This window comes from Sorangium sp. So ce131, from assembly GCF_051519095.1.
Taxonomy (GTDB): domain Bacteria; phylum Myxococcota_A; class Polyangia; order Polyangiales; family Polyangiaceae; genus Sorangium.
Genome location: NZ_CP150455.1, coordinates 5,460,537 through 5,483,636 on the forward strand (window position 1 = coordinate 5,460,537; position 23,100 = coordinate 5,483,636).

16 protein-coding genes are annotated in these 23,100 nt (G+C 72.4%); 10 read left to right on the forward strand and 6 right to left on the reverse strand.

Going from position 1 to position 23,100, the window contains the following annotated elements; translation table 11 throughout:
* Positions 1-18: 18 nt before the first annotated feature.
* From WMF43_RS19725 to WMF43_RS19745, 5 genes are read left to right on the forward strand one after another with little or no spacing between them, the layout of a single operon-like run.
* Complete coding sequence (locus WMF43_RS19725; protein ID WP_437682270.1) at positions 19-2,733, forward strand: hypothetical protein; 2,715 nt, start codon at positions 19-21, stop codon at positions 2,731-2,733.
* Between the two features lie 10 nt (positions 2,734-2,743).
* Positions 2,744-4,363 (forward strand): contractile injection system tape measure protein, encoded by a 1,620-nt coding sequence (locus WMF43_RS19730; protein WP_437682272.1) that lies wholly within the window; start codon positions 2,744-2,746, stop codon positions 4,361-4,363.
* Positions 4,348-5,721 (forward strand): ATP-binding protein, encoded by a 1,374-nt coding sequence (locus WMF43_RS19735; RefSeq protein ID WP_437682274.1) that lies wholly within the window; start codon positions 4,348-4,350, stop codon positions 5,719-5,721. The genes WMF43_RS19730 and WMF43_RS19735 overlap by 16 nt, the downstream gene beginning before the upstream one ends.
* A gap of 54 nt (positions 5,722-5,775) precedes the next feature.
* Positions 5,776-9,474: an eCIS core domain-containing protein gene (locus tag WMF43_RS19740; RefSeq protein WP_437682276.1), complete on the forward strand. Its 3,699-nt coding sequence runs from the start codon at positions 5,776-5,778 to the stop codon at positions 9,472-9,474.
* On the forward strand, positions 9,474-9,791 hold the full coding sequence (locus tag WMF43_RS19745; RefSeq protein ID WP_437682278.1) for a hypothetical protein: 318 nt from the start codon (positions 9,474-9,476) through the stop codon (positions 9,789-9,791). The genes WMF43_RS19740 and WMF43_RS19745 overlap by 1 nt, the downstream gene beginning before the upstream one ends.
* Here the strand turns inward: WMF43_RS19745 and WMF43_RS19750 are convergent.
* Both WMF43_RS19750 and WMF43_RS19755 read right to left on the reverse strand, forming a co-directional pair.
* Entirely contained in the window at positions 9,784-10,680 is an 897-nt protein-coding gene (locus WMF43_RS19750; RefSeq protein WP_437682280.1) for an SWIM zinc finger family protein, read from the reverse strand. The two genes, WMF43_RS19745 and WMF43_RS19750, sit on opposite strands and share 8 nt — an antisense overlap.
* 32 nt (positions 10,681-10,712) lie before the next feature.
* Complete coding sequence (locus WMF43_RS19755) at positions 10,713-12,095, reverse strand: SNF2 helicase-associated domain-containing protein (protein ID WP_437684041.1); 1,383 nt, start codon at positions 12,093-12,095, stop codon at positions 10,713-10,715.
* Positions 12,096-12,629: 534 nt separating this feature from the next.
* On the opposite strand from WMF43_RS19755, the gene WMF43_RS19760 reads away from it, so the two are divergent.
* The gene (locus WMF43_RS19760; RefSeq protein WP_437682282.1) at positions 12,630-13,289 is read left to right on the forward strand and encodes a hypothetical protein; all 660 of its coding nucleotides are present in this window, start codon (positions 12,630-12,632) and stop codon (positions 13,287-13,289) included.
* 56 nt (positions 13,290-13,345) lie between these two features.
* Here WMF43_RS19760 and WMF43_RS19765 read toward each other — a convergent pair whose 3' ends face one another.
* Positions 13,346-14,317 (reverse strand): phosphatase PAP2 family protein, encoded by a 972-nt coding sequence (locus WMF43_RS19765; protein WP_437682284.1) that lies wholly within the window; start codon positions 14,315-14,317, stop codon positions 13,346-13,348.
* Between the two features lie 166 nt (positions 14,318-14,483).
* On the opposite strand from WMF43_RS19765, the gene WMF43_RS19770 reads away from it, so the two are divergent.
* Genes WMF43_RS19770 through WMF43_RS19780 form a run of 3 tightly spaced genes read left to right on the forward strand, consistent with a single transcriptional unit; the run spans position 14,484 to position 17,172 of the window.
* Positions 14,484-15,449, forward strand: a complete 966-nt coding sequence (locus WMF43_RS19770; RefSeq protein WP_437682286.1) for an SMP-30/gluconolactonase/LRE family protein — start codon at positions 14,484-14,486, stop codon at positions 15,447-15,449.
* Between the two features lie 48 nt (positions 15,450-15,497).
* Positions 15,498-16,166 (forward strand): glutathione S-transferase family protein, encoded by a 669-nt coding sequence (locus WMF43_RS19775; protein ID WP_437682288.1) that lies wholly within the window; start codon positions 15,498-15,500, stop codon positions 16,164-16,166.
* 22 nt (positions 16,167-16,188) lie between these two features.
* Positions 16,189-17,172: an asparaginase gene (locus WMF43_RS19780; protein WP_437682290.1), complete on the forward strand. Its 984-nt coding sequence runs from the start codon at positions 16,189-16,191 to the stop codon at positions 17,170-17,172.
* 254 nt (positions 17,173-17,426) lie between these two features.
* On the opposite strand, the gene WMF43_RS19785 is transcribed toward WMF43_RS19780, so the two are convergent.
* Positions 17,427-18,740, reverse strand: a complete 1,314-nt coding sequence (locus WMF43_RS19785) for a metallophosphoesterase (RefSeq protein WP_437682292.1) — start codon at positions 18,738-18,740, stop codon at positions 17,427-17,429.
* Positions 18,741-19,192: 452 nt separating this feature from the next.
* Here WMF43_RS19785 and WMF43_RS19790 point away from each other — a divergent pair, with 452 nt between their 5' ends.
* On the forward strand, positions 19,193-20,155 hold the full coding sequence (locus WMF43_RS19790) for a macrolide 2'-phosphotransferase (RefSeq protein WP_437682294.1): 963 nt from the start codon (positions 19,193-19,195) through the stop codon (positions 20,153-20,155).
* Between the two features lie 100 nt (positions 20,156-20,255).
* Here the strand turns inward: WMF43_RS19790 and WMF43_RS19795 are convergent, their stop codons facing one another.
* Both WMF43_RS19795 and WMF43_RS19800 read right to left on the reverse strand, forming a co-directional pair.
* On the reverse strand, positions 20,256-21,836 hold the full coding sequence (locus tag WMF43_RS19795; RefSeq protein WP_437682295.1) for an amidohydrolase family protein: 1,581 nt from the start codon (positions 21,834-21,836) through the stop codon (positions 20,256-20,258).
* A gap of 305 nt (positions 21,837-22,141) precedes the next feature.
* Complete coding sequence (locus WMF43_RS19800) at positions 22,142-23,050, reverse strand: LysR family transcriptional regulator (RefSeq protein ID WP_437682297.1); 909 nt, start codon at positions 23,048-23,050, stop codon at positions 22,142-22,144.
* Between the last annotated feature and the right edge of the window lie 50 nt (positions 23,051-23,100).

Genomic DNA, 23,100 nt, shown 5'->3' on the forward strand with positions numbered 1-23,100 from the left:
GCAGCGGGAGCGATCCACATGGCGCAACTGACCATCAGCTTGGACCAGATATCCACGAGCCACACGGTCTTCGAGCGGGACCAGGTGCTCACGGCCGAACAGCTCAACGGCGTGACCGACTACCTGGACGACCAGGGGCGGCTCACGCGGGTCGATCTCCTCGGCGTGGGGATCGCCTGCGGCCTCCGGGTCTCGCTCGCGGGCGACCGCGTGACGCTCACGAAGGGCGCGGGCGTGACCACCGACGGCGACCTGCTGCGCGTGCCGGGCGACGCCGTGTTCACGGCGTTCAAGCCGTACGGGGAGGGAGCGCCGGAGTACGCCCCGTTCCACGACGGAACGGCGCGCCTCGCCGCGTGGGAGCTCGTGCGCGAGGGCGCCGGCGACCCGGGCGCCGCCGGGCTCGCCGAGCTCGCGGCGCAGGCCGGACGCCCTCTGTCGGACATGGCCGCGGTCCTGCTGATGGAGAGCCACGTCAAGGATCAAGACCTCTGCTCCGGCACCGATTGCGACAACCTCGGCGCCGCGGCGCTCCACGACGCGCGGCTCCTGCTCATCGACAAGGCCGCGGCCGCGCTGCTCAAGGAGCGGATCGCCACCCCGGACAGCGCGGCGCGGGCCCTCGACGTGCTCGCGGCCGACCGACCGATGCTCGCCGGGGTCGAGTCCGCGGGCGCGCTCGTGGACGTGTACCGGGCCGCCTGCGGCGCCGTCCACACGAAGCTCGCGGGGGCGCTGCCGAAGATCTACCCCGCGTGCGGCGCCTTCCTCGCGGACCTGTTCCCGTCGGATCCCGCGCCGCGATGGACGAGCACACTGGCGGCGATCCAGGGCGCGTTCGCCGCGTCGGGCACGGGTATCCAGTACCATTACGATTTCCTGAAGGACGTCGTCGAGACCTACGAGGCGTTCCGGGAGGCGCTGTCCGGCGATACCAGCGTGTGTTGCCCCGACCTCTCGGCCTTCCCGAAGCACCTCTTGCTGGGAAACCTGGCCGGCGCAGGCGGGAGCGAGGAGAACCGGACCGGCTTTTACCCGTCCCGGTTCACGGCCGTCGCGACGGGCCAGCTCGGCCACGCCCGGTTCCTCGCCGCGAAGCTGGCAGCGCTCATCGAGAGCTTCGCGCTGCCGACGGGCTCGAATCTGCCGATCCGGATCACCCCGAGCCTCGGCGAGGACCGGCGCCTGGAAGAGCGGGCGATCCCTTATTATTACGACACGAGACGCGAGATCGCGATCCACGAGCGCTGGAGCCACGCGCTCGCCCTCCGCGGGATGAGCGCGCACAACTACTCGTACAACGCGGGCCTCTATGGCGCCCAGGGCGGCGCGGCGAACCCGCTGGGCACGGCGATCGGGCGGTTCTCGTTCTTCCGCATCGAGGGCCACCTCGGCGCGAACGTGAACGCCGCCGTGGAGTCGCTGGAGCGCGAGATCCAGAGCAAGAACCTGCCCTTCGTCGTCCGCGCGGTGCTGCTCGGGTCCGACCGGAGGCGGGTGTTCAAGAAGCCCTCGCCCAGGTACTCCGATCTGCACCGGCTCCACCGCATGGTCCGCAGCGGCCTCGCCGAGCAGCTGGAGGAAGCGGCGGCGTTCGGCAACAGGTTCAAGCAGCAGGTCAACGTCGCCGTCGACGAGGTCGGGATCGTGGGCCGCGACGCCGGGATCCCGCTGAAGCAGGCCGCCGCGACCCAGAGCGACGTGCTGAGCGCCGGCGCGACCAGCGCCAGCAGGAAGCTGCGGCAGGCGTACTCGGACTATACGAGCGATCCGACGTGGCGGCAGGACGTGATGCAGACCCTGGCCGCCGCGGGGAGCTTCAAGCTCGAGCTCCGCGACGTCGCGAAGACCGAGCTCGTGACGCCGTTCGATTCGCTCGCCGGCAGCGTCCACCTGCAATGGATCGACTGGCTGGAGGACGTCATCAGGGACAAGGAGGACAAGGCCGACGAGCGCCTGCTCTTCGGCGCGTTCCTCCGGCAACACCCGGGCCTGGAGCACTCCGCGGGCGTGGTCCGCGGCGGGACGTTCGTGCTCGCGCACGACGCGTCGGGCATGGTCGTGGCCGACTTCATGTTGCCTTACCTGTGCTGCGAGCCGGAGGAGCAGGAGGCGGAGCCGCCGATGAGGACGCCGATCAAGCCGGACCTCAGCCGGGCGATCACCCTCGCGCCGCCGATCACAGGGCAGGTCCGATCCGGGATCGACCGGTTCTGGGCCGACACCGCGCCGCTCGTCCAGCAGCGGATCGATCTGGGGCAGAAGGGGTATTTCGAGGTCTTCAAGGACACCGCGACCCTGATGAGCACGCTCACCACCAGGCCCGGCGCGTCGGGCGGCGGCTCCGGGAGCGTGGAAGACGAGCGCCTCGGCGAGCTCCTGCGGACCCTCGAGGCGAGGGGCGCGGAGGTGAGCCACCTCGACCGGCAGCTCGTGAATCCTGCCCGGACCGACGCCGAGCGGAGGGTGCTCGGCGAGCAGATCTCGGTCGCCGAGTCGGATCTGGCGGATGCGATCGTGGTCACGGTCGATTATGTCGCGCGCTCCGGGCTCGGCGTCCGGGAGGGGACGGACGGGTTCACGGCGATGATGGCCGTCACCGACGCCCTCGCGCGGCTGGTCGATTTCGACGTGACCACCAAGACGGTGGACCAGCTGGAACGCCTGAGCGAGAGCGCGAGCGAGGATCTGAAGAGGATGCTCGGCGTCCTCTCGAAGCGGTTCAGGAGCTGAGGGCGCCCGGATGAACGAGCAGCCGGCCCCGCACCGGATCCGCAGGCAGCGCTGGCGCATGCGCGCGCGCTCGCAGGCCGAGGCGCTCGAGGCCCGCAGGCGGCTGCGCGACGGCCTGCACGCGGAGCTCCAGCCGGCGCTGGCGCGGGCCTTCGACGCGCTGTCGCCGGGCGGCGAGGTGCTGCACGTCGCCCGGCTCGAGCTCCGCGTGTGTGTCCCGTCGGTCGCGGCGCTCTCGGACGTGCTGCCGGAGCTCCTCCAGCGCGAGGTCCACGAGCGGCTCGGGGCGCTGCTCCAGGGCGAGCCCGAGGCGAGCCGGCCGCCGGCCGCGTGGAGGCGCGCGCCGGTCGAGCGGAGCCGCCTCGAGTGGCTGGCGCACTACCTGGAGACGGGCGTCGTGCCCTGGCTCGTCGAGGGGCTCGATCGCGCCGCGAGCCTCGCGCTGCTGCGGCCGCCGTCGGTCGCCGAGGCGGCGGCGGCGCTCGGCGCGGGGGTGCCCGGCGCGGGCGTGGACGAGGCGCAGGCGGCGGCCGTGAGGCGCCTCTTGCAGCTCGTCGACGAGGCCGACTGGGCGGCGCTCGCCAGGGCCGCCGCGGCGGCGCTCCCCGCGGCGCACCGCGACGCGCTGGGCGACGCGGTCGCGGCGTTCTCCGGCGGCGCGGCGCCGTCCGGGAGCGCGGCGCCGTCCGGCGGCGCGGCGCCGTCCGGGAGCGGCGCCGCGATGACCCGGGCCGCGCGGCTGCAGCTCGCGGCCGCCGCGCTGGCGGCGGGCCGCGCCGCGCCGGGGCCCACGACGGCCCGCGCGCTCGCGACGGCCCTCGCCGGCGCCTTCGGCGCCGGGGCCGGCCGCCCCGCGCTGGAGCTCGTCGCGCTGCTGCCCGAGGGGGCGCGCGGGTTCTTCCAGCGCGTGCTCGCCGAGGGCTCCGCCTGGCCCGCGCCGGAACGCGCGGCGGCTCCCGCCGTCGCGCCGCCCGCCGCGGCGGCGCCCCCCGCCGCACGGCCGCCCGCGCGCCCGCGGCCCGTCGACGCCGCCTCCGGCGACGCGCGAGGCCCGGCCGACGCGCCGCTCCCGGCCGATCTCCCGCCCGCCGCGCCCCGCGCTCCGGCCGCCGAGCCGTTCGGGCGCGTGGCGATCTGCGCCGGTCTGCTCCTCGTGCACCCCTTCCTCGCGCGCCTCTTCGAGGGCACGGGCCTCCGCCGGCCCGACGAGGCGGCGCTCCCGGTGAGCGCGCTCCCGCGCGCCGCCGCGCTGCTGTACTTCCTGGCGACGGGCGAGGAGGAGGCGCACGAGTTCGAGCTCGGCTTCCTCAAGGTCCTCCTCGGCGCGCCCCCCGAGGCGCCCCTGTCGGTCGCCGCCGGGCTCCTCACCGGGCGCGATCGCGACGAGGCCGACGGCCTGCTCCGGGCCGTCCTCGGTCACTGGCGCGCGCTGAAGAGCACCTCGGTGCGGGGGCTGCGGGCGTCGTTCCTGGAGCGCCGCGGGCTCCTGGTAGAGCAGGCGCAGGGCTCCCAGCTCCGGGTGGAGCCGGCGCCGTTCGACGTCCTGCTCGGGCAGCTGCCCTGGGGGATCGGCGTGGTGAAGCTGCCCTGGATGAAGAAGCCCCTCTACGCGGAGTGGCCGGCGTGCTGAGGGAGAACGCGCGCGATCTCGAGCGCGAGCTCGACTGGCTTGCGCGGGTCCTCGACGCCCGGCTGAAGTCCTACTTCGGCAGGGAGGCGCCGCGCCCGGGCGGCCTCGAGCTCCCGCCGCCGCCGCACCTCGCGGACAGCCGCTCGCCCTGGGCCGAGTTCCTCCGGGAGCACGACGTCCAGCCCGCCATCCGGCTGATCCTCGTGCTCGCGCTGGTCCCGCACGTCCGCCCGCAGCTGCTCGATGTCCTGTGGATCCGGAACGAGGCCACGCAGCGGGGCTTCACCGAGCTCGGCGGGGTCCAGTCCGCCGCGCACGGCGGGTTCGTGCCGACCGGCGAGACGGCCGCGTTCCTCCTCGCGGGCGACGATCTCGACGCGCGCTTCGAGGTGATGCGCCTGTTCGACGGCGATCAGCTCCTCGCCCGCCACGGCGTGCTGCACCTCCAGCCGTCCGTGGACGGCGCGGGCGGCGCGGGCGGCGCGGAGCCCCTGCTCGGCCGCGCGCTCGCGATCGCGCCCGAGCACCTCCACCGCTTCACGACCGGCGCCGCGCCGCGGCCGGCGTTCAGCAGCGAGTTCCCCGCGCGCCTCATCCGGACCGAGCTCTCCTTCGGCGACCTCGTGCTGCCGGCGTCGACGCTGGAGCAGCTCGAGGAGATCAAGAGCTGGGTGCTGCACGGCGAGGTGCTCCTCGGGGCGTGGGGGATGCGGCACAAGCTGCGGCCTGGCTTCACCTGCCTCTTCCACGGGCCGCCCGGGACCGGCAAGACGCTGACGGCCTGCCTGCTCGGCAAGCACTGCGGCTGCGACGTCTACAAGATCGATCTCAGCAGGATCGTCTCCAAGTACATCGGCGAGACCGAGAAGAACCTGGCCCGGATCTTCGACCTGGCGGAGCACCGGCGCTGGATCCTCTTCTTCGACGAGGCCGACGCGCTGTTCGGCAAGCGCACCCGGGTCGACGACGCCCACGATCGCTTCGCCAACCAGGAGATCAGCTTTCTCCTGCAGCGGATCGAGGAGTTCGACGGCGTGGTCATCCTGGCCTCGAACTTCAAGGCGAACATCGACGACGCCTTCGTGCGCCGGTTCCAGTCGGTCGTGCAGTTCGCGGCGCCCCGGCAGCCCGAGCGCCTCCGCCTCTGGCGCGAGGCGTTCTCGAAGAAGGCCCGGCTGGAGGACCGCCTCGACCTCGCCCGCGTCGCGGAGCGGTACGAGCTCACGGGCGGCACGATCATGAACGTCGTGCGGTACGCCTCGCTGATGGCGCTGCGGCGCGGCGGCGAGACGATCCTGCTCGACGACGTGGAGGAGGGGATCCGCCGGGAGCTCCTGAAGGAAGGGCGGGCGGCGTAGCGGCCGCGGATCCAGGCGGATCCGCGGGGCGGGGGAGAGAGGGAGGATCGATCGGTGGAAGCGGCGCAGCGCAAGACGGTGACTCGCTCCCCGGCGCCGGAGGCGGCGAAGGCGGCGCACCCTGTCGCGATCGCGAGCGCGGCGGCGGTCCGCGTCCAGCTGCAGGGCGCCGTGCGCGTTTCGTCGCCGCGTGATCCCGCCGAGCGGGAGGCGGACGCGACGGCGAAGAAGATCGCGCGCATGCCGTCGCCCGAGGCGGCCGCGGCGGCGGGCGAGCCGGCGCGGGTGGGCGGGGAGGGGGCGCTCGCCCGGAGGCCGGAGTCGCCCTGGATCGCGCGGTTCGCGGACGCGGCCCGCCTGATGCGGGAGCACGGCGCCGCACCCGCCCTCGCCCGGAAGGGCGAGGGGCGGGCCGAGGTCGCCCGCAAGGGCGAAGGGGAGCCGCACGTCGCCCGCAAGGAGCTGCACGTCGCCCGCAAGGGCGAAGGGGAGCCGCACGTCGCCCGCAAGGAGCTGCACGTCGCCCGCAAGGGCGAAGGGGAGCCGCACGTCGCGCCCGGCGTCGCCGCGGAGATCGCGAGCGCCAAGGGCTCGGGCCAGCCGCTGCCGCCGGCCGTGCGCCGCTTCATGGAGCCGCGCTTCCGCGCCGACTTCAGCCAGGTGCGGGTCCACACCGGCGACGCCGCCGCGAGGCTGAGCCAGAAGCTCCGCGCGCAGGCGTTCACGTCCGGCAACCACATCTTCTTCGGCCGGGATCGGTGGCGGCCGGAGACGGCCGAGGGCCGCGAGCTGCTCGCGCACGAGCTCACACACACGATCCAGCAGGGCGCGGCGGTCCAGCGGAGCGAGGACGCGACCGTGAGCGAGCGGTCCTCCTCCGGGGTGCAGCGGCTCGGGATCAGCGACGCGCTCGATTACTTCGCCGACCGGGCGAACAACATCCCCGGCTTCCGGATGTTCACGATCGTGCTCGGCATGAACCCGATCAACATGAGCCGGGTCGAGCGGAGCGCCGCCAACATCCTGCGCGCCGTGGTCGAGTTCATCCCCGGCGGCGGGCTCATCACGCGCGCCCTCGACAACTACGGCGTCTTCGACCGCGTCGGCGCCTGGATCGAGCAGCAGATCCGGTCTCTGGGCCTGACCTGGAGCGCGATCCGGCAGGCGATCACCGACTTCCTCGACTCGCTCAGCTGGACCGACATCTTCGACCTCGGGGGCGTGTGGCGCCGCGCGGTCCGGATCTTCAGCGAGCCGATCGACCGGATCATCAGCTTCGTCGGCGGCTTGGTCACGGGCATCCTCCGCTTCATCAAGGAGGCGATCCTGCGGCCGCTGGCGCGGCTCGCGGAGGGCACCCGGGGCTACGACCTGCTCAAGGCGGTGCTGGGCCAGGATCCGATCACGGGCGACCCCGTCCCGCGCAACGCCGACACGCTGATCGGCGGCTTCATGAAGCTGATCGGGCAGGAGGAGATCTGGAACAACCTGAAGCGCGCGAACGCGGTGGCGCGGGCGTGGGCGTGGTTCCAGGGGGCGCTCGGCGCGCTGATGGGCTTCATCCGGGAGATCCCGGGCCTGTTCGTGCAGGCGCTCCGCGCGCTCGAGATCGAGGACATCGTGCTCCTGCCGCAGGCGTTCGCCAAGGTGGGGCGGGTCTTCGGGGGCTTCCTCGGGCGGTTCATCAGCTGGGCGGGCGAGACGATCTGGGACTTGCTCGAGATCATCTTCTCGGTCGTCGCTCCGGGCGTGATGGTCTACCTGCGCCGGGCCGCGGCCGCGTTCCGGGCGATCCTGCGCAACCCGATCGGCTTCGTGGGCAACCTCGTGCGCGCCGGCCTGCTCGGGCTCCGGCAGTTCGCCGGCCGCTTCCTGACGCACCTGCGCGCCTCGCTGATCGGCTGGCTCACGGGCGCGATGAGCGGCGCGGGCATCTACGTCCCGCAGGCGTTCACGCTGCGCGAGATCATCAAGTTCGTGCTCAGCGTGCTCGGGCTGACCTGGCAGAACGTCCGCCAGAAGCTCGTGCGCGCGGTCGGCGAGCCGACCGTGCGCGCGATGGAGGCCGCGTTCGACGTCGTGGTCACGCTGGTCACGCAGGGGCCGGCGGCCGCGTGGGAGCGGATCCAGGAGGGCCTGTCGAACCTCCGCGAGATGGTCATGGAGCAGATCATGACCTTCGTGCGCGATCGCGTGGTGCAGGCGGCGATAACGCAGCTCGTGACGAGCCTGAACCCCGCGGGCGCGTTCATCCAGGCGATCTTCGCGATCTACAACACGGTGATGTTCTTCGTGGAGCGGCTGCGCCAGATCGCGCAGGTGGCGGCCGCCTTCATCGACTCGATCTCGGCGATCGCGGGCGGCGCGATCGCGGCCGCGGCGAACCGCGTCGAGCAGACCATGGCCGGCCTGCTCACGCTGGTGATCAGCTTCCTCGCGAGGATCGCGCGGCTCGGGCGGGTGAGCGACGCGGTGACGGGCGTCGTGAACCGCGTGCGGCAGCCGATCGACCGGGCGCTCGACCGGGTGGTGGACTGGATCGTCGCGCAGGCGCGGCGGCTCGGGCGGTTCGTCGCGCAGGCGGGGGTGCCGCAGGACCCGAACGAGCGGCTGCGGCTGGGGCTCCAGGCCGCCGTCGCGGCCGTGCGACGGCTGCCCAGCAACCGGATCGGTCGGGTCGCGCTCGTCCCTTTGCTCGCCGCCATCAAGGTAAGGTACGGGTTCTCCTCCCTCGAGCCGGAGGTCAGGAACGGCCGCTGGTGGGTCTCGGGCCAGGTCAACCCCATCGGGGCCGTCGACCTCAACGCGGTGCCGGCGAGCGAGACGGTCGCGAGCGGCAGCGCGCTCTACCGGATCGTCCGGCTCCTGCGCAGGAACAACGCGTCGAGCGTCCTGTCGAGGGCAGACGCCGCAGCGCTGCGTCAGTCCCTGACGGGGCTGGCGAAGATCACGGCGCCGGAGTCCGGGAGCACCGAGGACGAGGAGAAGACCGCGGTCAGACACACCCGGGACAGGGACCAGCCGCAGAAGCAGTGGGAGAACCTGCACGGGGTGCTGAGGGCCGAGTGGGTCGAGGCCCAGGCGCTGGCCATCGAGAGATTGACGCTGAACGTGGCGACGACGGGCGACATCCCGGTGCTCGGGCTGGAGCGCGGCGGGGCGCTCGTGGCCGAGCAGCTGGCCACCGGCGGGAGGCGGTCAGAGGGCATCCCGAAGCCGCCGCCGATGGCGGATGAGAACATGCGGCGCGGCGAGCACATCGAGCTCCTGGTCCAGCGGATCCGCGCGCTCGTGGCCCAGCACCCGGGAAAGGCGCTGGACATCACGATCGCGGAGACGTGGATCAGCGGCAGCGCCAAGAACTCGCTGGTCGAGCGGCTGCAGAGCCTGGTCACGGAGCATCAGAACCTGGTCCTCCGCGTCCTGGCGCTGCGCCAGACGCTGGGGGAGAACGTGAAGCCCGGCCAGCAGGGCTCCGTGAGGGAGGGCCAGACGAACCGCAGGGGCAAGATCGTCCTGACCAAAGCGGAGCGAGTCCAGCTGGTCTGGCACACGGTTCCGTATATCATCGGCGAGGACATCGACTACCAGAACGTGCCCACGGGGGAATCGTCGAAGGAGCCGGTCATCGTGTTCAAGGGTACCGGCGCGGAGCTCATCGCCTATCAAATCATCCCGGTGGGCGACGGGAAGGCGCGGGACATCATCCTCGACCTCGTCGCGCGCAAGATCTCACTTCCTGGAGTCCTCTGATGAGCGCCGCGGATCTCGTCGTTGCAAGGGAGTACCTCCATGTGCCCTCGGCTGGCAAAGCCGAGCAGGGCGCCGCGTTGTATCCCGCTGTCGAAGGCTTTTTGTCGGCGAGGTACACGGAGGGCGCCATCGAGGGCTACAACTTGATCTTCCTGGCCAGCGCGGAGCAATGCGCGGAGGAGCTCGTCGACGACGACTGGAAGAAGCTCGTGCCCGAGCGTTATCCCGTCCTGTATGTCTTCGTCCAGCCGAGCAGCGGCGGCGACGTGGTGTTCGACGCTTTCCTGAAGGCCGAGGGGTTCGTTCGCGTCAAATGAGGGGACGGGAGGTCGCCTCGCGGGGACGCCCCTTCGCCATCGCGATCTCCCGCGCCCGCTCGGACGCCGCCCGGATCAGCGGGCCGAAGAGCTCCGCCGGCGATCGCTCCTCGCTCCAGCCCGGGGGCGCGCCGAGCTGAGCCAGGAGCGCCGCGTGCGCCGCGGGCGGCTCCAGCGTCACGTCGAGCGCGGGCGGCGGCTCGCGCCACGCGTCGAAGTCGCTCGCCGCCATCTTGCCGAGCGTGACCGTCGCGATCGGCGGCGCGTCGCCCGCGCAGGGCGCGCCCTCGCCGCGGCCCGCCCGCCGGCCGCGCGCGGCGCCGCCCCGCGCGGCGCGGAGCGCGCCGAGCACCTGCTCCCGGGTGCGCCCGCGGAGCTCGAACAGCAGGAAGGGGTCCTTGTCGAGCGCCTCCCCGAGCACGTAGTGCGTCGCCGCGACGTGTTTGCACGGGTTGGTCCAGTCGGGGCACGAGCAGGCCGTCGTGAGGTCCTCCGGCCGCTCCGGGAACAGGCTCGTCCCGGCGCTCCGGAACGCCTCGTCGATGTCCTCCGGCATCCGCCCCGCGACGAGCTCCGCCGCGAACCTCGCCCGCCTGGCCATCGCGGCGATCGCCTTCGCCCACGTCGCGTCGTCGAGCCGCGCCAGCGTGAGGATCACCTTGTACGGCTTCGGCTGCGACCCCGTGACGTGCGCCGTCACCAGGCCCGGCTTCACCTCGAGATCGTGTGTCCGCCCGGCGTGCGCGTAGGTGCGCCCGCGCGCGAGGCGGCCCGCGTCGTCCGGCGACATCCGCTCCAGCGCCTCCATCCAGCGCCTGCCCCACCAGGTCGCGCCGGCCCGCTTCATCCGGATGCCGCGCGCCGGAGGCGGCGACGTCAGCCCACGCACGCGGCGGAACGGTCTTGTGGATGTATGCTGACTCACCTCGTGGCGTCCTCTCTGGGCGGGGGCGCCGCGTGCGGCGCCTGCGGTTCGTTGAGCGGCTCGTGCGGCTCCTCCTGCTCGTGCGGCTGCCCCTCCGGGTTGAGCGGCTCCGGCTCTTCCAGCTCGTGCGGCTCCGGTTCTTCCGGCTCCCCGCGGTCGTCGTGCTCGCTCGCCCCGCCCGTGGCGTGGCCCCTGTCGACGACGCGCTGGCGGATGTGCAGGAGGCGCCGATCCGAGGTGAAGAGCTCGCCCGGCACGATCACGCCGAAGCCGGCCTCGCGCAGCGCCGGGGCGGCCTGCTCGAGGAACGCCCAGGCCTCGGCGGGCGCGAGCTCCACGTGCTCGGGTGTGGCCTCGCCAAGCACCCGTCCGATCGGCGCGAACAGCCTCGTCGCGGTGCCGAGCGCGCCGAGCAGCACCTCCTCGGGGCCGCCGAGCGCGCCCGGGGAGAACGTGCGCCCGAGCGCCTTCAGCGGGCGCCCCCTGGCCTTCCACACGTCGGCGGCGGGCACGAGCAGGCTCGGATCGTCGGAGGCCTGGAGCAGGAAGCGGAGCACGAAGCCGCGGTCGCCCTCCGGCCGCTCCAGCCGGAAGCAGGCGCGCAGCACGTCGCAGGCTCCGAGCGCGGGGCGGATCCAGGCGTCGAGGTCCGCGACGAGGCCGCGCTCGGCGAGCCCCTCGGCGGTGAAGGTGCGCGGGCAGCCCGTGAGGGCGAGCAGCAGCCGGTGCTCCCAGGGCGCGCGCGCCGGTCGCGGCGGCGGGCCCGGGTGGTTCGTCGCGCTGCCGCGCGCGAGCGCGTCGGCGACGGCGTCGAGGAACGCGCGCAGCAGGGCCTCGGCGGACCAGACCTCCGGCGCGCGGTGCGCCCGGGCGCGTCCGTCGCTGGTCTTGCCGGTCGAGGCGGCGCGTCCGTCGCTGGTCTTGCCGGTCGAGGCGGCGCCCCCGTCGGTCCCTGACGCCACGGGCACCGCGTGTGCGGCCGCCGGCATCGCGCGGGCGAGCGCCGCGACGCGGGCGGCGTCCTCCGGGGCGGCCAGCGACACGACCCAGCAGGCCTCGGTGCCGCCGCCGGCGTACACGAGCCGGGGCACGACCCGCTCGCGCACCACGAGGTCGAGCGCGAGCTTGCTGGCGAGGCTCCACGCGGCGACGGACGGCGGCGCGCGCTCGCGGTCGCCCTGCGCCATGCTGGCCAGCGCGGAGAGCCCGTCGAGGAGCGGTGCGGCCTCTCCGGCCTTCCGCGCCGCGCGGCCGGTCTCCGTCACGACGAGCGCCTCGGCCGGGGTGGTCGCGCCGAGCGGCCGCGCCGCGAGACGATCCTGGTCTGTGTCGCCCCACAGAAAGAAGCGGAGATCGTCCGGCAGGAACACGAGAGGCATCGGCACGTTACTTCATGGCACAACCGAGCAAGACGAGAAGGGGGTTCAGGCGCCGATCTGCCGAAAAAGCGGTTGGCCGGGCGGGAGCGCAGCAGCGGAGTTGGGCGTTGAACCCATTACGAGAAGAGTCCGAGAATTGTCAGACTTTGTTGCTTAGAGTTCGGGTCAGCATGGAGCGGTCAGGTCGTGAAAAAACAACATGTCTCGGCGGAATGCGTCGCTGCTATGGGGTGTGCGGCCGGCGCGCCGCTGGCCTCTCCAGGGAGCGGGTGCGCCGCTCGCTCGCTGCCATCCCGACTGTGGCGCAAAGTGTGCCCAGGTGGGCCGTCAGGCAACGACAACCCGTTCGCGGTAGGTGCCGGTCCCACCCGCTCGAATTCACGGTGCAAGTCGCCTCTCGCGTCGCGGCGCGCTGCTTGCTCCAGGCAGTGTGCCAACGGCCTGTTCCGGTAGGCCCCCTCGCCGGCGCCGGAGAGGCGCCGCCGGGTCGGACCGCCAGCCGGGGCAGGCTCCAGACCAACGAAGGACCCTGGCATGCTCGAACACAAGACGCTTCCGCTTCTCCTGCTCGCTCTCGGTATCGTCTCCGTGGGATGTCACATCGAAAGCTCGGGCGGAGCCGACCCGGTCGGTGAAGAGGGCGGCGGCGGCGCCGCAGGAGACGGCGAGGGGGGAGCCGATCCGACCGGTGCAGAGGGCGGCGGCGGCGCCGCAGGAGACGGCCAGGGGAGCGTCCCGCAGCACGTCGATCTTTTCGCCTGCAATGTGCCGCTCACCTGCGAGAAAATCTATAGCCACATCGACACGGAGCCGCAGTCTGCCCTGAATTGCGCCGCCGAGCTCGTCCTCGCAGGGCAGCCCGGCGCCGTCCAAGACCTGGATTACACCGGTCCTCTGGTCTCCGAGACCGAGCGGCTTACCGTATTCCTGGGCGACGGCACCGCGCTCGTGCAGTCGCGCCACCGCGAGTGCCTGGACCCCGATGCGTGCCCCTATCCGGTGCGGGGAGAGCCGTACCATATCCCATGGACGCTCTTCGCCCACCAGATCTGCGACGTCGTCATCAACGACTACACCATCGATGGCTGCGCCCGGGGCGACATGGGCTATTGCATCTGGCTCCCCGGCTCGCTCACCAATTGCACCGATGTCGAGGACCGCCAGTGTGCGGAGGTGACAGGCCTCCTCGATTGAGCCCTCCGGCTGGCTCCTGGACGGTGGGGGCCCCGCCGCGGAGCGCGCGGCCGGGATCACCAGCGCCAGGTCGCGGCGACGCCCGTCCCGCTGGCGGAGACACTCGCGGGCAACAGCCCGGCGCGCCCGGTCGGCGCCGCGGCGCGGCGGTGGAACAGGAGGGGGATCGCGACGCCGCTCAGGGTGCCCACGACGGCGCCCGTGAGCACGTCGGTGAAGTAGTGCCGGTCGGCGGCGATCCGCAGGTAGCCGATGCCGGCCGCGAGGGGGAGCCCGGCGGCCCAGACCCAGGACGCGTGGCGGTAGCCGCGCAGGGTGGCGATCGTGCCGTTCGACACGGCCATGGCGAAGGCGAAGTTCGTGTGCGCGGAGAAGAACGAGACGTTGTTGTCGCTCGGCTTCCTCACCGACTCCGAGCGATAGTGCACGAAGGGCCGCTCGCGGCCGACCGCGAACTTGACGATCTGGGTGAGCGACGAGGACACGAAGGTGGTCTCGAGCATGAGCAAGGCGTTGATGGGCGCCTCCTCGATCCGGCCGTCGAGCCCCGCCGGGATCGCGGCGAGCTGCAGGGACACGAGCGGGGCGATCACGTAGCCGAGGGCGTTGCTCGCGTCGTCGGCGTACCCGGCGTTCGACCACCGGAGCGAGCGCATGGCCCGGTCGAGGCCGTTCAGCGTGTCGGCGCCGTCCTCGTCCCGATCGCACCAGCGGCACTGCTTGGCGGTGAGCACGTCCTGCCGGAGCTGCGTCCCGAGCCACACCGTCCCCGTCGCGACGGTGATCGCCACATCGAGCGGCACATTGTAGAGGAGGCGGTCTCTCTCCTTGGTGGACGGCGCCGGCTCGGCGGCCGCGCCGGCGCGGGCGGCCAGCGTGATCGCGAGCGCGAGCGGCGCGGCCGCGCGCGCGCCGCAACGCCGGGCGGACCGGGCAGACCAGGCAGACCGGGCAAGGCCCAGTAGTAGACGAGGACCAGGGGAACGCGGCGCTCGAGGGGCGGCCGGCGCTCGGGGAAGCTCTGTCATGGGTCGGCCCAGGTTACTCCGGCGGCGACGCCTCCGCGACGATCCTGCAGCGATTGCGCGGCGCCGCTTTGTTCGTGTCGCGGTAGACCCGGGTGTTATGCTCGCGCGCGCCCCGGGGGCCACGAGGCGGCGCCGCGCCGCACCGGGCGAGGAGGTCATTCGATCGATGTCATCCGTCAAGGGCTTCACCCTCGAGCTGTCGCAGATCGAGTTTGTCGGTCAGGGCCTCGTCCGGCCGGAGTGTGTGGTCGCCGAGCGCGACGGGACGCTCTGGGCCTCGGACGCGCGCGGCATCGCGACGCGCATCGGCCCCGGCGGCGCGCAGGAGCTCCTCGGCCCCGAGGTCGGCGAGCCGAACGGCATGGCGATGGACCGGCAGGGCAACCTCATCGTCGCCACGATGTCCGGCGGCAAGGTCTACAAGCTCTACCGCGACGGCCGGTCCGAGGTCCTGCTCGACTCGATCGAGGGCAAGCCCCTCGGCGCCGTGAACTTCTGCTTCATCGACTCGCGGGATCGCCTCTACATCTCCGTCCTGACGCGGCACGTCCCGTCGTGGTGGGACGCGGTCGTCGGCAACGTCGTCGACGGGTACATCCTCCTCATCGACGACAAGGGCCCCCGCATCGTGGCCGACAACATCAGCATGACGAACGAGGTGCGCCTCGACCCCGCCGGGCGGTTCCTCTACGCCGTCGAGACCGTCCCCGGCCGCCTCATCCGCTTCCCCGTGCGCCCGGACGGCAGCCTGGGCGATCGCGAGCCCTTCGGCCCCGAGAGCCTCGGCGTCGGCGGTTTCATCGATGGAATCGCCTTCGACGCCGACGGCAACCTCTGGGCCGCCGTCGTCTGCCGCAACAGCCTCGCGGTGATCTTCCCCGACGGGAGCCACCAGTTCGTGTTCGAGGATCCGCGCCCCGAGATCCTCGAGGTGATGAGCCGCAAGCTCAAGGACGGCACCATCGAGCCGAGCGATCTCGGCGCGTGCGCGGGGAGCACCCTCCAGCTCCCCACGAGCATCACCTTCGGCGGCCCCGACCTTCGCACCGTGTACATGGGCTCGCTGGCGATGTCGCGGCTCATCACGTTCCGTTCGCCCGTCGCGGGGCTCCCGCTCGCGCACTGGCGGTGAGGCGCCGCCGCCCACCGAGACCCACGCTCTACCGGAGACGAGGAGACGATGATCGAGCTCTACACTGCCGCGACCCCGAACGGCTGGAAGGTATCCATCGCGCTGGAGGAGCTCGGGCTTCCTTACAACGTGCGGCCGCTGACCCTCTCGAAGCAGGAGCAGAAGGAGGAGTGGTATCTCAAGCTGAACCCGAACGGCCGCATCCCGACCATCGTCGACCGTGACAACGGCGATTTCGTGGTCTTCGAGTCGGGCGCGATCCTCCTCTATCTGGCGGAGAAGACGGGCAGGTTGATCCCCGGGGACGACAAGGGCCGCTCGCGGGTCGTGCAGTGGCTCATGTTCCAGATGGGCGGCGTGGGGCCGATGATGGGGCAGGCCAACGTCTTCTACCGGTACGCGCCGGAGAAGATCCCGTTCGCCATCGACCGGTACCAGCGGGAGGTCCGCCGGCTCTTCGAGGTGCTCGAGCGGCAGCTGCGGGACGGCGAGTACCTGGCGGGCGAGTACTCGATCGCCGACATCGCCAACTGGAGCTGGGTGCACACCCACGGCTGGTCCGGCGTGAGCCCCGAGGGCCTCCCGAACCTGGAGCGGTGGATCGCGGCCATCGCGGCGCGCCCCGCGGTGCAGCGGGGGCTCGCGGTGCCGGAGCCCGTGAACACGGAGACGAACGCCGAGGCGCTGATCCAGGGCGCCCGGAAGATGCTCGTGTAGCAGCCTAGCCCGGAGCCACGCCATGCCTCGCCTGCACCTCGTCACCACCGGCGGCACCATCGCGAGCCGCGTCGACCCGCGGACGGGCGCGGCCGTGCCGGCCGTCCGCGCCGAGGAGCTCGTCGCCGAGGTGCCCGCGCTCGGCAAGATCGCCGAGCTCGCGGTCACCGAGTTCTGCCTGGAGAGCAGCTGGAACCTCGGCCCCGAGAGGGTCGCGTCGCTCGCGCGCGCCGTGCGCGATCTGCAGGCGAGCCCCGAGGTCGCGGGCGTCGTGGTGACGCACGGCACGGACACCCTGGAGGAGACGGCGTTCGCGCTGGATCTGCTGCTCGACGGGGACACCCCGGTGGTGCTCACCGGGGCGATGCGGGACGCGAGCACGGCCGGCGGCGACGGCCCGCGCAACCTCGTCTCCGCGGCGAGGGTCGCGGTCGACCCGGCGGCGCGCGGCCTCGGCGTGCTCGCGGTGATGAACGACGAGATCCACGCCGCCCGGTACGTCATGAAGACCCACACGACGGCGCTCGGCACGTTCGCGTCGCCGGGCGCGGGGCCGCTCGGCGCGATCGACGGCGAGGGCGTACGCTTCCACGCGCGGCCCGCGAGGACGCCGCCGCTGCCGCTCGCCCCGCCCGCGCCGCGCGTCTACCTCGTGAAGATGGCCGCCGGGATGGACGACCTACTCCTGCGCGCGCTGCTCGACGCCAGGGCGGACGGGGTGGTGATCGAGGGCTCGGGCGCGGGGAACGTCTGCGGGAGCTGGGAGGGCGCGATCGGCGACCTCGTGCAGGCCGGGATCCCGGTGGTGTTGAGCTCGCGTTGCCCCGGCGGTCGGGTGACGCCGACCTACGGCGCGCCCGGCGGCGGCCGGCGGCTGCGCGATCTCGGGGTGATCGCCGCGGGCGCGCTCTCGGGGCCGAAGGCGAGGCTCGCGCTGATGTTCGCGCTGGGCGCGGGGCTCGACGCGGCGGCGCTCAGGGCGTATCTCGCGCGGTTCGCCGGGTAACACGGCAGCGGGGAGTCGCCGCGAATCAGCAGAAAAACGCCAAGGACGCCAAGGCGCCAAGGACGCCAAGGAGCGAGGGAAGGGCCGTCCCAGCATGTTCTCTTCCCATCTCTCTCATGTCTTGGCGCCCTTGGCGCCTTGGCGTCCTTGGCGTTTTTTCTCCTGATCCGGAGCAACTTTCCGCAGGAGCGCCAGGGCGCTCGTCCTCTCTCTCGCTCTTTCTGTATGCGCGCGGCCGCACCGGATCGCCCGCGTCAGGCGGGGACGAGCTCGATGAGCGTGATCTCCGGCGGGCAGTTGATGCGCACCGGCAGCCAGCCGCCGGCGCCCGCGTTGACGTAAAGGCGCCGGCCGCGGTGTTCGTAAAGACCTTTGTGGTAGTGCGCGGCGGGGAGCAGTGGCGTGAGCTCGTACTCGCCGACCCTCCCGAGGGAGATCTGCCCGCCGTGGGTGTGGCCGGAGAGCATCAGGTCGAACGGCAGCGGCAGGTCGCGCGCCTGGACGAAGGTGCCCGGGTGGTGGCTGAGCAGGACGCGCGGCGCGCCGTCGTCGCGCATCTGGCCGAGCGCGCGCGTGAGGCCGTCGCGCAGCGGGCGGCGGGCGGCCTCTCCGCTGCGCCCGCGGCTCGGGTAGTCGATGGCGCCCATCCACAGGCGATCGCCGCCGAGCCGGACCTCCCGCGCCTCGTCGATCAGCACCTGGGCGCCCGCTTCTTCAAGGCCCTTTACAATGGTGGCGGGGTCCGCCGATCGCGCCGCGATGTACTCGTGGTTGCCCATGCAGAAGAACGTCTCTCCCTTGGCGGGGCGCAGGCCGCGGAGGAGGCGGGTGGACAGCTCGAGCTGCGAGACGTGGTGATCGAGCAGATCGCCGGTGACGACGTGGAGATCCGCGCCGAGCGCGTTCATCGCGTCGCGGAGCTCGTCGAGCCGCTCCGCGTCCATGAAGTTGCCGACGTGCACGTCGCTGAGCTGCGCGATGGTGAGGCCGTGCAGGCCTGTCAGCTCGCGCCGGACGGGCAGCGCGATCCGCGTGACGACCGGCCGTTGCCTCGAGGCGAACACGCCGCCCATCGACACGGCGACCGCGGCCGCGGGGAGCGCCCATGTCGCCGCGGCGACCACCCGCCGGCGCCGCTCGTCGACGGCCTCCGGCTGGGCTGCGGCCTCCGGGTGGACCGAGGCGGCGTCCGGGTGGACCGGGGCGGCGTCCGGGTGGACCGAGGCGGCCTGCACGTCCGTGCCCGCTCGGACCCGGCGGAGCGCCCGGAGGGCCGCGCGCACGGCGGCGGCGATGCCGAGGGGCAGCGCGACCAGGAGCAGGGCGACCTGGAGGCCCATCGCGGCCATGGAGAGCGGCTCAGGGACGTGGCGCTGAAGCGCCCGCAACCCCGACCAGCCCGCGACGGCCATGAACAGCGCCGGGTGGGCGAGCAGCAGGAACCCTGCGGCGCCTAACCAGCTCACCCAGGTGCCGTGTCGCGGGAACGCCGCTCGGAGCCGCCGCCACAGGGCCAGGCCGAGGAGCCCATGGACGATCGCGACCGCGATTCCAGCAAGCTGGTACACGCGCCCGAAAATAGCACCACACCGCGCGTGCGTCCGGCCGCGACCACACGCACCGACAACACGGCTGCGCTGCCCTGCGCTGCGGAGAGCCGATCACGTCGCGCCTGACCGCTTGACGCCCGGGCGGAAACGATGCCAGGATACACGCAATGATAGCGTTCATTCGGCTGCGCTGAGCCCGGCAGCATGCGCTCGTGAGACGTGGCGCCCGCCTCGAGCGAGGCGAGCGCCACGAGTGCGCGTTGCTGCCGATCCGTGCCCGCTTTCCCTGGAACGGGGAGGCCCGGGCGCGGTGTGCCATGCACCCGAGGAGCGCTGGAGCCGACACGGGCATCCGCGCGCGTTTCGCGCGGCGACCGGTGTTGCCTCGGAGATCATGAGCCTATCGCGCAGCGGGTCTTCCCTTGCGCTCGACCAGGCCCGCACGGCCCCGAGCGAAGGAGACCGCATTTATGTCCATGGACACTGAGCGTTCAGGTTTATCCCATCCCGTCCTCGCAGAGACACGCGCCGACGGAGCGGTCGCTGACCTCCTCGAGGCGGCGCGCCGCGAGGGGCTCCGGCTCACGACGGATCACGCCGACTTCGATCGGAGCGGCCTCGACTTCCTCGTCGTCCACGCCCGCGACGACGAGGGGGTGCCGTGGATCGTGCGCACGCCGCGCCGCCCCGACGTGGTCGAGTCGGCCCGCGTCGAGGCGCGCGTGCTCGAGCTCATCCGCCCTCGGCTGCCGGTCGCGGTGCCCCACTGGCGGGTCTACGCGCCCGACGTGATCGCGTATCCGCGGCTCGACGGCACGCCCGCCGTCACGCTCGGCGGGTCCGGCGCCCCCTCGTGGAACATCGTCGATCCGAGCGCGCCGTCGGAGGTGTTCCTCGACTCCTTCGCGCGCGCGCTGGCCGCGCTTCAGGCGATCTCGCCGGAGGCGGCCGGCCGCGCGGGCGTCCCGGTGAAGACCATCGCCGAGGAGCGGGACGCCGTCCGCCGGTCCGTGCAGGAGACGCGGGGCGTGCTCGCGCCCTCGGACGCCGTGTGGGCGCGCTGGCAGCGGTGGCTCGACGACGACGCGCTGTGGCCCCGGCACGTGGCGCTCGCGCACGCGGATCTGCACCCGGGTCACATGCTGCTCGCCCCGGACGGCCAGCTGGTGGGGATCCTCGACTGGACCACGGCCATGGTCACCGATCCTTCGATGGATCTCGCCATGTTCTGCGGCTGCTTCGGGAAGGGAGCGCTGGAGTCGTTCCTGCCCAGGTTCGAGCGGGCCGGCGGCAGGAGCTGGCCGCGCCTCGCCGACCACGCCGCGGAGCGCTGGGCCGTGTTCCCGGCGCTCGCGGCGGAGTGGGCGCTGCGCACGGGCAACGAGGCGGTGCTGGAGCACGCGCGCGGGCTACTCGCCCAGGTGACGGCGTAGCGCCTCGGCCGGGAGGGACGCCGGGCCTCCGCGGCCCGGCGGTCATTTCCTGCGGTCGCCACCTGACGCGGCCGCGACCTCACGCGCCGCGGTCGTCACCTCACGCCGTCGCGGCCGCCACCACCTCGCGCGGCCGCGGCGCGTCCCCTCGCGCGGCCGTGGCCGCCGCCTGTCGCTTCAGCTTCTGCTCGACGACCGTACCCTTGAAGAACTCCGCGTTCGCCTCGGTGTAGAGCCGGTAGGGGTTCTCGAAGACATAAGCCCTGAAGTCCTCGGGGCTGATGACGCCCTCTTCCACCAGGTGCCAGCTCTCCGCGAGCGCCTCGGTGAGATCGGGGACGTCCCAGTGGCCGACGTCGGAGGAGTAGATCGCGCGGATCTTCACCCCGAGCGGGTTCGCCTTGTCGTTGAACGCCGCGGCGATGGTGCGGTCGTCCGACTCCGACCCGAAGTAGAAGTTATTGACCCAGCGGTCGCGGATGTCCTCGATCTTCTCGATGCCCGCCGCCGCGAAGTCGTTGCGGTACTCCGGCGCCGGCTGGCGCGCGTCGCTCGTGTACCCGACGCCGAGCGTGTCGGCGATCAGCTGCTCGCCCTCGATCGAGCGGCCCCGCGTGAGGTCCGCGCCGTAGCGCCGGAACAGCTCGGTGAGCTGCGCGCGGTCGGTCGCCGCCGGGTCGTAGTGCTTCAGGCCTTCCGGGCCGCGCTTCTGGAACCGGTCGACGAGGTGGATGTACACCCGCGCGCCCCAGTCCGCCCCGCCCTCGAGCATGCCGATGCGCAGCCCCGGGAACCGCCGGGTGACGCCGCCGAAGAACAGCGCCTTGGCGAACGCCTCGGAGCCGTCGGCGAAGTGGCCGATGTGGTTGTTCATGTAGTTGCTGATCGACGAGCGCCCGGTCCACCCCTGGCTGCCGTAGTGGGTGAGCACCGGCACGCCGAGCTCGACGACCTTCGCCCAGAAGGGATCGTAGTCGTACTCGCTGTCGATGCCGTAAAAGTCGATGTAGCTCGCGTACTTCGCGAGCTCCGGGTGCTGGTCCGCCGGGTACTTCTCGGCGATCGCCTTGATGGGGCGGCGCACGCCGCCGGCGATGTTGATCGCCTTGAGCCCGAGCTTCTTGACGGCGAACTCCAGCTCCTCGATCCCCTCCTGCGGCGTGTTCAGCGGGATGCCGGCGACCGGGGTGAGGCGGTCGCTGTACTTGCGGAACAGGTCCGCGTGGTAGTGGTTGATCGCGCGCTGCAGCGCCTGCCGCGCGCCGGGGTCCTTCACGGCGAGCGGCGCGAGGGTGTTGTTCGGGAACAGGACCGAGTAATCGGACCCCTGCTCCTCCAGCCGCTCGGCGAGCAGGGAGGGGAGGTGGTAGGTGGCCACGTCGAGCGTGTTGCGCGTCACCCGCGCCCACCACGGCGACCGCACGGTGCGGTGGTACTGCCGCTCCTCGGGCGTCTGGGTGTACCAGTCCTTGCCGCTGCTGTTCTCGGCGTTGCGGCGCCGGGAGCTCAGCGCCTTGCGCAGATCGTCGACGAGCTTGGCGCCCCCGTAGGTGGCGACGAAATCCTCCAGCGCCGGCGAGTAGTCGTTGGTGTGGATGTCCGTGTCGATGACGGGGTGGTCGAGCTTTTCCTTGACCGCCACGGAGGGCGAAGCCTTGAGACGAGCGATACGGTCGGTCATGAAGGACTCCGAAGAAGGTTAGGGCGCGACGACATCGCCGGTGAAGGCCGATGGGCCGTGTTGTCGGCGCTCGGCACGAAACGCTCGGCGCTCGCCGCCGTGTGTTGCAACCCGCGTGCCCCGGCGTCGATACCCTCTCTTGTCCCTCGTCGCCCGTGACTTCAGCGGCGCGCGCGGTGCCCTCGCCGCGTCGCGCTGCGCGGAATCGAGCAGCCCTGCAGCGCGGCTGCTTCTCCAGAAGCAGCCGCGCTCGTTCCGGCTGGAATCCACCGCCGGAGCTCCGAGGGCGTCCGGCCCGTCCTCGGCTACGTCCCTCCACGACAGATGGCCTGAAGGATCTCGCGCGTGCATCCGCGCAGCCACGCGTGCGCCTTGTCGCTCTCGTAGCGCTGGTGCCAGAGCTGAACGACCCGGAGCTCCGGCACCTCGAGCGGCAGCGGATGGACGCTGAGGCCCAGCGCCCGCAGGATCGGACCGCAGACGCGCGCCGGCAGCGCGACGGCGAGATCGTCCTCGCAGGCGAACTGAATGGCAGCCGCGCTCGTGGGCGCCGACGCGACGACGCGCCGCCGCAGCCCCAGGGCCTCGAGCGCGTCGTCGACCGGATCGCGCAGGCGGCCGCGGCGCGACACGATGACGTGGAGCGCCTGGGCGTAACGCTTGGCCGTGAGCCGGCCGCGCGCGAGCGGGTGGTCCCGACGGAGGGCGACGACGACGTGATCCTGGCCGACCAGCTCCCCACGGATCTCGGGCAGGGCGGGCTCCGTCGAGCCGATCTCGAGATCCACGCGCCCGTGGCGCAGATCGTCGGTGTCGCCCGTGGGCTCCGGCAGGAGCCGGAGCTTCACCTGAGGGGCCTGCTCCTGCACCGCGCGCAAGAGCCGCGTCCCAAGCGCCGTCGTGATCGCGTCGTGGCAGCGGAGGGTGAAGGTGCGATCGAGCCTCGCCAGGTCGAGCTCCCCCTCGGGGGCGAGCGCCGCGCGCGCCCGTTCCACGATCGCGTGGACCTCCTGCCTCAAGGCGAGCGCGCGGGGCGTCAGCGCCATCGTCCGGCCGGTGCGCACCAGGATCGGGTCCCCGGTGGCGTCCCTGATGCGCCCCAGCGTCCGGCTCATCGCGGGCTGGGTGAGGTGCAAACGCGCCGCGGCGGCGCTGACGCTCCGCTCCTCGATCAGCGCGTCCAGGGCCGTGAGCAGGTTCAAATCCACATGCATGCGGGTAATCCTTCGTATACCAACTATGCATTGGACGTCATACGATGTCC